The sequence below is a fragment of the Rhizobium sp. PEPV16 genome, assembly GCF_008919455.1.
GTDB lineage: Bacteria > Pseudomonadota > Alphaproteobacteria > Rhizobiales > Rhizobiaceae > Rhizobium > Rhizobium leguminosarum_Q.
In genome coordinates this window covers 1-11476 of the sequence record NZ_VSZV01000190.1, presented here as the reverse complement: position 1 = coordinate 11476, position 11476 = coordinate 1, and the positions used below count along the sequence as shown (strand labels likewise).

At 62.4% G+C, this 11476-nt stretch carries 13 protein-coding genes and 2 pseudogenes; 8 read left to right on the top strand and 7 right to left on the bottom strand.

Translation table 11 applies throughout. The features are described 5' to 3' along the window. Both FY112_RS05005 and FY112_RS05000 read right to left on the bottom strand, forming a co-directional pair. A pseudogene (locus tag FY112_RS05005) lies at positions 1–439 on the bottom strand (hypothetical protein); the annotation flags it as partial. Positions 440–580: 141 nt separating this feature from the next. Further along, entirely contained in the window at positions 581–1180 is a 600-nt protein-coding gene (locus FY112_RS05000) for a TetR/AcrR family transcriptional regulator (RefSeq protein WP_151517867.1), read from the bottom strand. Between the two features lie 90 nt (positions 1181–1270). On the opposite strand from FY112_RS05000, the gene FY112_RS04995 reads away from it, so the two are divergent. Then, positions 1271–1759, top strand: a complete 489-nt coding sequence (locus FY112_RS04995; protein WP_017961059.1) for an anthrone oxygenase family protein — start codon at positions 1271–1273, stop codon at positions 1757–1759. A gap of 90 nt (positions 1760–1849) precedes the next feature. On the opposite strand, the gene FY112_RS36610 is transcribed toward FY112_RS04995, so the two are convergent. Further along, positions 1850–2023: a hypothetical protein gene (locus FY112_RS36610; RefSeq protein WP_020486005.1), complete on the bottom strand. Its 174-nt coding sequence runs from the start codon at positions 2021–2023 to the stop codon at positions 1850–1852. A gap of 103 nt (positions 2024–2126) precedes the next feature. Between FY112_RS36610 and FY112_RS04990 the strand changes: the two genes are divergently transcribed. From FY112_RS04990 to FY112_RS04980, 3 genes are all read left to right on the top strand, one after another. Beyond that, positions 2127–2552 (top strand): hypothetical protein, encoded by a 426-nt coding sequence (locus tag FY112_RS04990; RefSeq protein ID WP_151517866.1) that lies wholly within the window; start codon positions 2127–2129, stop codon positions 2550–2552. 81 nt (positions 2553–2633) lie between these two features. Next, a complete protein-coding gene (locus tag FY112_RS04985; protein ID WP_017961057.1) occupies positions 2634–2834 on the top strand; it encodes a hypothetical protein in 201 nt (66 codons plus the stop codon). A gap of 1 nt (position 2835) precedes the next feature. Next, complete coding sequence (locus FY112_RS04980; protein ID WP_017961056.1) at positions 2836–3045, top strand: hypothetical protein; 210 nt, start codon at positions 2836–2838, stop codon at positions 3043–3045. A 111-nt stretch (positions 3046–3156) separates the two neighbouring features. Here FY112_RS04980 and FY112_RS04975 read toward each other — a convergent pair whose 3' ends face one another. Further along, positions 3157–4047, bottom strand: a complete 891-nt coding sequence (locus FY112_RS04975; RefSeq protein ID WP_151517865.1) for an SDR family oxidoreductase — start codon at positions 4045–4047, stop codon at positions 3157–3159. Between the two features lie 90 nt (positions 4048–4137). Between FY112_RS04975 and FY112_RS04970 the strand changes: the two genes are divergently transcribed. The 3 genes from FY112_RS04970 (at position 4138) to FY112_RS04960 (ending at position 7427) form a co-directional block, all read left to right on the top strand. Then, positions 4138–4962: a helix-turn-helix transcriptional regulator gene (locus FY112_RS04970; RefSeq protein ID WP_151517864.1), complete on the top strand. Its 825-nt coding sequence runs from the start codon at positions 4138–4140 to the stop codon at positions 4960–4962. Between the two features lie 323 nt (positions 4963–5285). Then, entirely contained in the window at positions 5286–6821 is a 1536-nt protein-coding gene (locus FY112_RS04965; RefSeq protein ID WP_151517863.1) for an Ig-like domain-containing protein, read from the top strand. Between the two features lie 327 nt (positions 6822–7148). Further along, complete coding sequence (locus FY112_RS04960; protein ID WP_151517862.1) at positions 7149–7427, top strand: hypothetical protein; 279 nt, start codon at positions 7149–7151, stop codon at positions 7425–7427. Positions 7428–7551: 124 nt separating this feature from the next. Here FY112_RS04960 and ftsZ read toward each other — a convergent pair whose 3' ends face one another. Both ftsZ and FY112_RS04950 read right to left on the bottom strand, forming a co-directional pair. Beyond that, entirely contained in the window at positions 7552–8571 is a 1020-nt protein-coding gene (gene ftsZ / locus FY112_RS04955) for a cell division protein FtsZ (RefSeq protein WP_151517868.1), read from the bottom strand. A gap of 170 nt (positions 8572–8741) precedes the next feature. Continuing rightward, positions 8742–9587 (bottom strand): NmrA family NAD(P)-binding protein, encoded by an 846-nt coding sequence (locus FY112_RS04950; protein WP_131644752.1) that lies wholly within the window; start codon positions 9585–9587, stop codon positions 8742–8744. 226 nt (positions 9588–9813) lie between these two features. On the opposite strand from FY112_RS04950, the pseudogene FY112_RS37425 reads away from it, so the two are divergent. Next, a pseudogene (locus FY112_RS37425) lies at positions 9814–10223 on the top strand (hypothetical protein). A gap of 215 nt (positions 10224–10438) precedes the next feature. Here the strand turns inward: FY112_RS37425 and FY112_RS04940 are convergent. After that, a complete protein-coding gene (locus tag FY112_RS04940; protein WP_151517861.1) occupies positions 10439–11425 on the bottom strand; it encodes an aldo/keto reductase in 987 nt (328 codons plus the stop codon). Positions 11426–11476 lie beyond the last annotated feature (51 nt).

Genomic DNA, 11476 nt, shown 5'->3' with positions numbered 1-11476 from the left:
TGGCCGTTCCGCGCTCGACGGCGAAGTCCTCCTGCAGTGTGCCGCGGCTCTGCCAGAAGGCGCGCCGCGCAGCGGCAGCGGTCTCGTAGATCGGGTCGTCGGGGCCGCGCGGCACGATCGTTTGGTCATAACTGGTTTCGAGCGTGATCTTTGCCTGCATGAAGGGAAATTTCGGCTTCTTCCAGCGGATCACCACCTTGTTGAAGCGTGGCCCCCCTGAGGCATCGAGCTTTTCGACGACATTCGCGATGATGTCGAGCGGATGCCTGGAGTCCTCCGGGACATGCTTTCCCTCGGCATCGAGGTAGCCGCCCGTCCGGGAGGAGTGCCCCGCCTGCATCGTGGTGGCAGTCCAATCGCCGCTGACCGCGCCTGCCGGCGCCTTGCCGAGAGCCGGGGCAAGTTCCCGGATCGCATCGTCAATCGAATAGGATGTCACGTCGCCCCTCCGCCTTCGCCCAAAGATCGTATCCCGCGGCCGCTCGGCCGCGAGCAGAAGCTAGAGCGGAGGCGTCGCCGATCAATAGCGGCTGCATCGATCACGCGGGCGGGGTGGTGACAGCACTTTACTCGGATTGCTCTATGCGCCGCAGAGCTTTCCGAATGCGCTCATGGCGGCGGCGGCGCGCGCACGGATATTCTCGTCCGACGGTTCTGGCAGCGTGCGGTTCACCCGCCTGATCTGCAGATCGCCGACCAGCAAGCTCAGGAACCATTCGGCCGCCACACCTGCGGATGGCGCCGCCAGCGCTGTCGTTTCAAGGCCGCGGCCGATCAGCTTCTCGATCAGCGGAAGGACGCCATCGCGGCCGGCGGCGGCGATCGTCGCTCCCAGTTCGCCGCTTTCGTCGGCGGCGGCGGCGCGGTTCAGGGAGGTCGCCTTGTCGCCGAGCAGCATCGAAAGCAGGATCGGCGCGACGCGCCCGAGCGTTTCCAGGGGATCCACATCGTCCACTATCGCCGTATTGAGCGCCGCTTTTGTCGCTCTGGCATTGCTTTCGACCATCGTCTTGAAGAGGCCATTCTTGTCGCCGTACCAGCGATAGAGTGTTTCATTTGAGGCTTTCGCCGCCTTGGCGATATCGAGCATCGATGTGCTGCGATAGCCTCTCTCCTTCAGAAGCTCGTAGGCCGCCGTCTCGATCTCGGCTTGACGCCTGGTTTTCGTGTCTTCCCGCATTCCGGCCACTCGCATCGTCTTGACGATAACCGTACAATCTTATACGTCTATGTAAATGCGTACAAGACAATACGGTTTTGGAGAAAGTCGATGCGCAGCACGGTTCTGGGACTGTCGGTAACATCGGTCGTCTTCTCAGGCGCGATCTTCGGCTTCTTCTATGCCTGGGTCTGTTCGACGATGTGGGGACTTGATCGGGCCGATCCGCGGGTGGCGATCGCTGCAATGCAGGCGATGAATGCGTCGGTCCGCAACGCGGTATTTTTCCCGGCCTTCTTCCTGACGCCCGTCGTTCTCGGGCTGACTGCCGCAGCCGCGCATTTCAGCGGCCGCGGAGCGGCGGCTTTCTGGTTCTGCGCGGCGGCGGCCATCTACCTGGTTTTCGGGCTGATGCTCACATTCACGGTCAACGTGCCGATGAACGAGGCACTGGCCGCGATTGCCGTTCCTGGCGACATCGCGGCGGCGCGGGATATCTGGCGGGACTATTCGCCGCGATGGCAGGTCTGGAACCAGGCGAGGGCGCTGGCTTCCGGAATAGCCCTGGCTTTTGCAGCTCTGGGGGTGGCAAGGCTATGACGGCTTTGCCCCCGATCTCGCCGGTGACGACCTTGAACCGCCATGCCATCCGGTACGCTATCTTTTGGCGCTAACAGCGGCGGAAACAACTCAGTTGCTTCCGTCATTCGGCCGCGCTTTGGCGCTGTCGTTGGTGGTCGACGAGGCGGTTTTTCCGTCCGGTTGCTGCCCGAAATAGGTGCCGCCGAGATGTCCGCCGGCGCTGGTATTCTTCACCTGCCGTTCGGCGCGTTTCTGAAGTTGACGAACGTTGGTCTTGCTCATTTTCGGCTCCATGTTTGAGGTGGACCTCTGATCAACCGATGGCGGAGGACACTGTTCCATATTTTCTGCAGGAACCCATCGCCTCGCGGCCGGTTTATCCGCCATGAGATTCCTTGCCGTCATCATAAGGGGCCTGGCGCTCGCAGCACCTGCAGCGCACGCCTTCGCGCTCCTAAACAAGATCGGGATGGCGAAGGCGGACTATTTCATTGCGCAACAGGCCTATGCCGGATGGTGGATCGTCGGTCTCCTCTTGCCGCTGGCGCTTCTGGCGAATATCGGCAATGCCGTGGCACTCAGAGCCGACGGAACCGCCGTGATGCTGTCGGTCGCGGCAGCGGCGCTGATCGCGCTCAACCTCATCATCTTCATGGTTTTCACCCAGCCGGCGAACGCGGCGACGGAGAACTGGACCGTGCAGCCGGAAAATTGGGAAAGTCTTCGCGCCCAATGGGAATATTCGCACGCGGTCAATGCCGCAGTCACCTTGCTTGCTTTCTGCTGCGCAACGCTCGCCTCGATACGGTAAGCCGCTTTACGCGAAAGTGTTGCCGCGGGAACAGTTGATGATCTTTTCGGTTTTCCTTGTTCCAACCAAGGAGGAACAACGATGGGCATGACGACACCGAAAGACGGCGCCCCCGGCACGACCGACCAGTCACCCCGCTGGGAAGGCCCGAAAGGAAATAAACCTCGTGGCTACATGAAGGCCAAGGACGATCCGGATCGCGACCGCGACGCGCATGGCGAAAACAATCGCGACCCCGAGACCAGAGATCTCGGCGACGCGCTTAAGCAGAAGGGCGATTGACATGGCCAACCCCGAGAAAGACGCGGCAGGCCAGTTCGCCAAGTCACGGGCCGACCGGAAGAGCAGCGGCGTCGCCAGCGCCAAGCCGACCGTCATCACCGGCTCCGAGGATGCCACGGTGAACAAGAACCCGCCCGGTAAGAAGAAGCCTCAGAAGGATTGGGACATCAACTATGACCCGGCCGATATGAATGAGGGCCGCTCGCGCTAGGAAGCCGGGTCGTTATAATGCCATCGCTTCAGAAATGTCTGTTGCGCGAGTAGACGTCCACTCAAAGGCTTTTCAAGGGCACTCTGAAGCGGCCAGCAATCGAGGCCGATGCTACCCACCGAAATAAGCCGGGTGGTCGATATCGGCGAGAAGGTCGGGCTGATCCGGCTGCCAGCCGAGCAGCGCGCGGGTGCGCGCGCTCGAAGTGGGTACGTCGAAGCCGGCGAACATCGCGAACCAGCCGAAATGCTCGGCCGCTTCTTCCTTCGAGAGTGAGACGGCGGGCACATCGAGCCGCCGGCCGATGACCTCGGCGATCTGCCTGAAGGGAACTCCCTCTTCCGCGACTGCCAGGAACGGGCCGCCGACGGCGCCGCGTTCGATCGCCAGCCGATAGACGCGGGCGGCATCGAGCCGATGCACGGCCGGCCAGCGGTTCTGCCCTTCGCCGATATAGGCCGAGACGCCCTTGCGTCTGGCCAAATCGACCAGGATCGGGACGAAACCGTGGTCGCCGTGGCCATGCACCGAGGGCGGGAGTCGGACGGTGGAGGCGCGCACGCCGCGGGCGACAAGCGATACTGCGGTGATTTCGGAGGCACGGGGATAGGTTTCGGTCGAAGGCATCGGCGGGTCCTTCTCGGTGCCGATGCGGCCCGGCGCGTGGCCGAGGCCTGCCGTCACCAGCAACGGACGGCTGGAACCGCGCAGCGCTTCGCCGAGCGCTTCGATGGCGCGCCGGTCGGCGGCGCAGTTTTCGGCGAATTTCGAGAAATCATGGTTGAAGGCCGTGTGGATGACGCCGTCCGCCCCGGTCGCGCCGCGTTGCAAGCCCTCCAGGTCGTCGAGCGTGCCGCGCTGGACTTCTGCGCCTGATGCCGCCAGTTCGGCCGCTCCCTTGTCCGAGCGGGCAAGACCAAGCACGTGGTGGCCGCCGGCGATCAATTCATTGACGACGGCCGAGCCGACCCATCCGGTCGCTCCAGTGACGAATACGCGCATGTCGATGTCTCCTGATTTGAGGCGACAGATATCGGACGGGCTGATATCATGGTAAAGTAGTGATCTTATCATGGTATAAGAGCTAACAGGATGAGCGCATTCACCACCTCGGACAATCGGCTGGGCGCCTATCTCAAGGACCGCCGCACCAGGCTCGATCCCGCCGCCCTCGGCTTTGCGGCTGAGCGCCGCCGCACGCCCGGGCTTCGCCGCGAGGAGGTGGCGAGCCGCGCCAATATCAGCCCGACTTGGTACACCTGGCTGGAGCAGGGGCGCGGCGGGGCGCCGTCTGCCGACGTGCTCGACCGGATCTCTCGCGCGCTGATGCTGACGGATGTCGAGCGCGAGCATCTCTTCCTCATCGGCCTCGGCCGGCCGCCCGAGGTGCGCTACCATAGGCAAGAGGGCGTGACGCCCCGGCTGCAGAGCGTGCTCGATGCGCTTGACCCGAGCCCGGCGCTGATCCGTACCGCGATTTGGGACGTCGTCGCCTGGAACCGGGCGGCAACCGTGCTTCTGACCGACTACGGCGCGCTGCCGCCTGAGGAGCGCAACGTGCTGCGCTTCATCTTCCTCGATCCGCGCGTGCGCGCCGCCCAATACGACTGGGAAAGTGTCGCTCGCTTCGTCGTCGCCGCCTTCCGCGTGGACGCGGCTCGCGCCGGGGCCGCAGCCGAGGTCGAGCCTCTCGTCGACGAACTCTGCCGCAAGAGCCCGGAATTCCTGGCGATGTGGCGCGACAACGACGTGCGCACCCACGGCGAGGGCGCCAAGCACATCAAACACCCCATCCTCGGCCCACTCGCTTTCGAATATTCCGCCTTCCAGGTGGATGGCCGGCCGGATCTCAGCATGGTGGTGTATAACCCGGCGACGGCAGAGGATGCGGCGAAGATCAAGGGGTTGGTGGGCTGAGGCGAGGGCAATTGGTCGATCGATGATAAGCGGTCATCGCCTCAACCCGGACAAATCTGCCGTCATGCTGTGCATCGACGTACGCAAGATTCGAGTCGCGCGGATGGGGGATTTCAATGCATTCATATCGTGCTGCGGTCTTGTCGCCGCTTCGGTCTTGATGGTGCTGTCGGCGTCGGCGGCATCCGCCTGCGGCGAAACCTCCAAGCATGACAAAGCTGTAAAAAGCTAAAATACTACTCCTGCTAGAAAATTCGTTGACCGTCCCGGTCTCAGCTGCTTTTCTCCCGATAGAAGGCGAATGGATCTTGAAGGAGATATCCATGACAGTGCTTGCAAAACCTGTGGCGGTCGATGATGTCAGCAGCGCTTCCGAGAATGAGGTGATCTCGGGCAATCTGCTGGATAATGATCTGGCCGGGGGCTCCGGCAACACGTTTCTCAACTTCTTCGACGGCGAGAGGGTGCTTGCCAAGAAGGACGGGCAGGTCACCGATATCGAGGGTGAATACGGCACGTTCCACGTCAAAGCCGACGGCTCTTATACCTATACGCTGAACGAGGCCGCCAAGGCGGGCTTCGTTGACGGGATCACGCTGACGGAGACGATCGGCTACAAGATCTCCGACGGCGCCGGCAACACGGATGTCGGCCATTTCACGCTCGACATTCACGGGGTCACCAGCCCGCCGGTCGCCGTCGACGACGTCTTTTCCTTCCGCGAAGGAAGCGAGATGGCCCGCAACGTGCTTGCCAATGATCACCCGGGAGAGGCGGGCACGCTCTTCCTGCGCTCGGTCGAGGGCACCAGCATTCCTGCCGGTCAGGGGCAGACGACCGACGTGGCGGGTGAATTCGGCACCTTCCATTTCGCAGGCGATGGAAGCTTCACCTACGATCTCGATCCGGCCGTGAAGGCGGGCCTCGATGATGGCGAGCATGTCACGGAGAAACTCCAATATTACAAGGTCTCTGACGGCGCTGGTCACGCGGATGCCGGCGTGATCACCCTGACCGTCGACGGCGTGACGGACGGGAAGTCGTTGAACACCCATCATGTCGAGGCCCAGGCGGATGTAGTGCGCCCCTTCCTGGACCATTACGAACTCCAGGGGGTCGCGATCGATCCCCTAACCGGCAAGTATTACGTCAGCTCCGGCCATGGTTTCCCAGATGGTCCCATGGTGAGCATTTACGACAACGCCGCGGCATTTGAAGCCGACAACGCCAGCGGCGCCATCTCTCTCGGCGACTATGACAAGGGCGAATATGACATCGGCGGAACCTATTTTTCGGTCCGCGGCGGCGAGATCATCGGTCGAACCAACGAGGCGAGAGGCGAGGAGGACCCTTTCCCCGATCAGACCTATCTCGCAAAGTGGGATGCCGCAGACGGATCGTCCGATCAGCGGGGCGACCCGATCCCCGGCCTCATCGGCGAGAATGGGGCGGGTACGTTCGACTGGGGTGGATTCACGGCCGTCAATACGATGCAGGATTCGACCGGCATCTACGTCGTCGGCCGCATCGATGATGCCACCTGGCAGGTCTCTAAAATCGATCCCGACACGCTGAACCCGATCGAATCCAAGAACTTCGCCGCAGGCTCGCTCGGCTACGGCTTTGCCGTCGACGGCAGGTTCTTCTTCGGCGATTCCTCCAGCAGCGAGCATATCGGCACGGCATTCGACTTCGAAACCGGGGTCAAGACAACGGTCGACGTCAACATCGCCATAGCGGGAGACGACTTGATCACCAACGTGGTCTATGACTCAGCGGCGGATAAGCTCTACCTCACCAACACCGGGATCGACGAAATCTCCGTGGTGCACAATATCTCGGACGTCCTGTTCGTCTAGAGCATGATGCCGAAAAGTGTGAGCGGTTTTCGGACGACATCATGCTCTAACTATATAATGTAGAACAGGATTCAGATTTTAGGCCGACCCGGCCTAAAATCATCCTGTTCTAGCGCATCGGCCCGAAAATCGGAATCGATTTCGGAAAGCACGATGCGAGGACGAGGCGTCTCCGGCTGTCCCGGCAGCAAGAGTGGCGGGCCGTGCGGAACATGGATGGCGGCCGACGCCTTCAGCCGGCCGCGTGGACCGGTTTCGTCCGATGATCTGGAACCATGATCCCGCCGTACTGTTTAACTGGAAGGCGCGGAAGCGCCGATAACGGGGATGCCGATTGCCGGCCAACCCGGTAAAGACGATCGGCCTTTCGGTTCGCCTATGGAGGAACACGACATGCAAACGACCCGATCGAAACAACTGGCGGAGGAATACCTGCGGCTCGGTGGCAAACGGCTGGCCAAGATCGATGACAATATCGTCAAGATCCGCCACTGGGATGATGACACGCCGGAGGCCGAGGCCTTCTGGCAGAAGCACATTGAGCCGCTGGATGACAAGCGCCGCGTAGAGGTCGAAACGCACCTTCCCACGATCAACGACAGGTGATCGCGAATCAACGACCGGTGATCGCGGCGATTTCCCCGGAGCGCAGGACATTGAAGCACGACAGCGCCGCGCGTCTGAAAAGACGCGGCATGCTGCCGTGCTCGGATATGTCGCGCCGCTGCGCTTACTGCAGCGTGCGCGTCTGAACCTGCTCGGCGGCGTGAGGCGCGGATGCGGGCAGCGGGCTGCCTTCAAGGCCGGTTGCCACGACCGAGACGCGGAACTTGCCGTCGAGGCTGCGGTCGAAGATCGCGCCGACGACGATATCGGCGTCTTCCTGCACTTCGTCACGAATGCGGCTTGCCGCCTCGTCCACTTCGAACAGCGTCATATCCGAACCGCCGGAGATCGAGATCAGCACACCCCTGGCGCCGCGCATCGAGATATCGTCGAGAAGCGGGTTGGCAATCGCCGCTTCCGCCGCCTTCATCGCGCGGCTTTCACCGGAGGCTTCGCCAGTGCCCATCATGGCGCGGCCCATGCCTGCCATGACCGACTTCACGTCGGCGAAATCGAGGTTGATCAGGCCTTCCTTGACGATCAGGTCGGTAATGCAGCCGACGCCCGCATAGAGCACACGGTCGGCCGTCATGAAGGCATCGGCGAAAGTGGTTTTCGCATCGGCGATGCGGAAGAGGTTCTGATTGGGAATGACGATGACCGTATCGGCCGCCTGGCGAAGCGCCTCGATGCCGATTTCCGCCATCCGCATCCGGCGGTTGCCTTCGAAGGTAAAGGGCTTGGTGACGACGCCGACCGTCAGGATGCCGGCGGCACGCGCAGCGCGGGCGATGACAGGTGCAGCACCCGTGCCGGTTCCGCCGCCCATGCCGGCGGTGACGAAGCACATGTGCGAGCCGGCTAGGTGATCCATGATCTCATCGAGCGACTCTTCGGCCGCCGCATGGCCGACCTCCGGCAGCGAACCGGCGCCGAGACCCTCCGTCACATTGGCGCCAAGCTGGATGCGGCGCGTCGCCTTGGAGGTGGCTAGCACCTGAGCATCCGTGTTTGCGGCGACGAATTCGACGCCCGCCAGCTTTTCCGCAATCATATTGTTGATCGCATTGCCACCACCGCCGCCGACGCCGATGACTGTAATATGCGGCCGTAGTCCAGAAATGCCGCCCTTGGCGTCCGACATCGCGCTCTCCTTTGATGCTTCGTTCATGCCCACCCTCGTTTGCGGACGGCGAATCGGGCGTCAGGATACGCGAGCAACAAGGCGGAGGCGAGGCGAAAGACGTCTCGGCGGGAGCGAACCTTTTCACATGTTACTATCGTTCTCGACAGGAATGCGTCCGCGATCGCCGCTCACCGAAGCGCGGCGATGTGGTCTTCGAGGGTGATCTCTCCGCGATTGGGCTCGCGCGGCAATTCGGGGCCGTCGAGCGTCGCCTCGGTCATGCGCGTGTAGGAGCGGGCGGCGGCAGGCGAGAAGCCGAGCTTGCGAAAGCTTTCTTCCAGCCGGTCGCGCGGCGTCGTAGCCAGGCTCACGGACCTTCCTACGACGGCAGAGAAGGCTGCGACAACATCGGCGAAACTGTATCGCTGGGGTCCCTCCACATACTCGATGCCGACATCGCTGACTGGGCCCGACAGACGCGCGGCCGCCGCCTTGCCGAGATCAGTGGGAGAGACCATCGGCAAGATGAAGTCTTCGGGGAAGGCGGTGGTGATCAGACCCTTGCGCGCCGGCTCCAGCAGCATATCGAAATTGGTATAATAGTAAGCCGCCCGGTTGATCGCCGCCGGAATGCCGCTTGCCTCAGCCAGGCGCTCGAATTCATACAGCACCGATAGATCGCCGATGCCATCGCCTTGCCTGGCGCCATAGGTCGATTGCACCACGAGTTTTTCAAGGTCCGAATCCTTCAGCGCTGCGGCAATGCTTCGTGCAGTCTTCAGCTCTTCGGCGTTCGTATCGGTGCCGGGATGTGCCGGCGGGTTGAGGAGAAAGGCGCGTCGGCCTCTCTGAAAGAGAGCCCTCAGTGCCGCGCTATCCAAGACATCAAGCACCACGGCCTCGACATTGCCACCGTCGACCGCGCTCGCCTTCTGCTCACTGTGGACGAGCGCTAATATCTTCTCGCCCGCGGGCCTCAGCGCTTCGATGACACGGGAACCGACATTTCCCGCTGCACCCAGAACGATGTACATGATTTCCACCCGGCAGTTGTTTCGCTGCAAAACGAAGTCTCGGTGCCGATGGTTCCTGTCAGGTGGCGTAAAGCTGTCTTCAGCCGCCTGCCGACACATTTGGTGAAAGCTGACCGAGTGCATGGCCCCTGGCGCGCCGATTTCGTCCACAAGCCGTAACGGGGTGAACCAAAGCCTCAGCGCGGTGTTTATAGACGTGCCCCATACTCCGAAAGGAACGATCCCCATGCAAAGACTTCTTTTATCAGGCCTTGCCCTTGCAGCACTTGCCGGCACCGCCTTCGCCCAACAGCCGCCCGCTCCGCCATCCGCCGGGACGCCGCCCGTGGTGGGCGATCCGGCGTCACCGCCGCCTCCGCCACCGAACCCGTCTGCCTCTGATGACGACGAGCGAATGATGGGCGAGCCGGATGCAAGGCCGGGAGATCGCCCCGATTACCGCTGGCATGGTCGGAGAGGCGACATGGGCTTCCGTGGTTTCCGCGGTCATCGCCCGCCGCCGCCGTCCAAAGCAGCCCATTCCGCATTGAGGACCGGAACACCCGGATTGATCTCAAATGCGCCGAGGACGAACCGATGAAGGCCTGCGCCGATCTGCTGCTGCAGGTCATGGATCGCCTGCAGGGCCAGGACTAACCTTGATAATCCGCGCTGGAGGCGGATGCCACACGATGATGCAACCGCCCGAACCTCACGGGCGGTGTTGCGGGTCTCGAAGGCGGTGACACCGCCGTCGAAGTCAAACGCCGCCCGTAGACCTCAAGGAATGATGCCGCCGCCCGAATTGCTCGATCCCCCGCATTCGGATTTACCGTCAGCGGCAGACGGGCTAACGGGCATTGGTCCTCGGCTCAGCGCGTGACGCGGGCTGCCGATGTTTCCGAGTAGCGGTCGCCGTGGATCTCGATGCCTGAGAAGACCGCGTCGATCTCGGCCAGTTCTGCCGATGTGAAGGCGATGTCGGCGGCGGCGATGTTTTCTTCCAGCCGGTGCAGCTTGGTGGTGCCGGGAATGGGGACGATCCAGGGCTTGCGCGCCATCAGCCAGGCGATGGCGATCTGGGCTGCGGTCGCATTTCTGCGGGCGGCAATCGCTTCGATCGCATCGACCACCGGCTGGTTCGCTTTGCGGTTTTCGGCCGAGAGGCGCGGATTGGTCTTGCGGTGGTCGTTGCCGCCTTCGAAACTGGTGTTCTCGTCCATCTTGCCGGCCAAAAATCCGCGGCCGAGCGGGCTATAGGGCACGAAGCCGATGCCGAGTTCTTCGACGACGGGCAGGATTTCCTTTTCCGGGTTGCGCCACCAGAGCGAATATTCGCTTTGCAACACTGTGACCGGCTGGACGGCATGGGCGCGGCGGATGGCTTCGACGCCCGCTTCTGACAGGCCGAAATGCAGCACTTTGCCGGCGTCGATCAGATCCTTGACCGTGCCGGCCACCTCTTCGATCGGCACGTCAGGGTCGACCCGATGCTGGTAGAAGATATCGATGCGATCGGTGCGAAGCCGCTTGAGGGCTTCTTCGACGACCACACGGATGCGTTCCGGCCGGCTATCCAGGCCGACTTCCGGCCGGCCATCCCTAAAACCGAATTTCGTCGCGATCACCACCTCATCACGGATCGGCGCCAGCGCCTCGCCGACGAGATCCTCGTTGGTGAACGGCCCGTAGGCTTCGGCAGTGTCGAAGAAGGTGACACCCCGGTCGTGGGCCGCCCGCAGGAGCGCGACGGCATCACCACGCTCCATCGCCGGCCCACGATGGTAGTTCAGCCCCATGCAGCCGAAGCCGATCGCCGATACGTCAGGGCCTCTTTGGCCGAGCTTGCGCTTGATCATTTCAAGTCCTCCTTCCCAGGTTTGATCCTAAGATAGGGCAAAGCCCGGCGG

Coding starts and splice junctions, on each gene's coding strand:
- FY112_RS04950 (WP_131644752.1), bottom strand. CDS start 9,587: ATGTACATCGTTCTGGGTGCAGCGGGAAATGTCGGTTCCCGTGTCATC.
- FY112_RS04940 (WP_151517861.1), bottom strand. CDS start 11,425: ATGATCAAGCGCAAGCTCGGCCAAAGAGGCCCTGACGTATCGGCGATC.
- FY112_RS04975 (WP_151517865.1), bottom strand. CDS start 4,047: ATGCGCGTATTCGTCACTGGAGCGACCGGATGGGTCGGCTCGGCCGTC.
- FY112_RS04965 (WP_151517863.1), top strand. CDS start 5,286: ATGACAGTGCTTGCAAAACCTGTGGCGGTCGATGATGTCAGCAGCGCT.
- FY112_RS04990 (WP_151517866.1), top strand. CDS start 2,127: ATGAGATTCCTTGCCGTCATCATAAGGGGCCTGGCGCTCGCAGCACCT.
- FY112_RS04980 (WP_017961056.1), top strand. CDS start 2,836: ATGGCCAACCCCGAGAAAGACGCGGCAGGCCAGTTCGCCAAGTCACGG.
- FY112_RS04970 (WP_151517864.1), top strand. CDS start 4,138: ATGAGCGCATTCACCACCTCGGACAATCGGCTGGGCGCCTATCTCAAG.
- ftsZ (WP_151517868.1), bottom strand. CDS start 8,571: ATGTCGGACGCCAAGGGCGGCATTTCTGGACTACGGCCGCATATTACA.
- FY112_RS04995 (WP_017961059.1), top strand. CDS start 1,271: ATGCGCAGCACGGTTCTGGGACTGTCGGTAACATCGGTCGTCTTCTCA.
- FY112_RS05000 (WP_151517867.1), bottom strand. CDS start 1,180: ATGCGGGAAGACACGAAAACCAGGCGTCAAGCCGAGATCGAGACGGCG.
- FY112_RS04985 (WP_017961057.1), top strand. CDS start 2,634: ATGGGCATGACGACACCGAAAGACGGCGCCCCCGGCACGACCGACCAG.
- FY112_RS04960 (WP_151517862.1), top strand. CDS start 7,149: ATGCCGATTGCCGGCCAACCCGGTAAAGACGATCGGCCTTTCGGTTCG.
- FY112_RS36610 (WP_020486005.1), bottom strand. CDS start 2,023: ATGAGCAAGACCAACGTTCGTCAACTTCAGAAACGCGCCGAACGGCAG.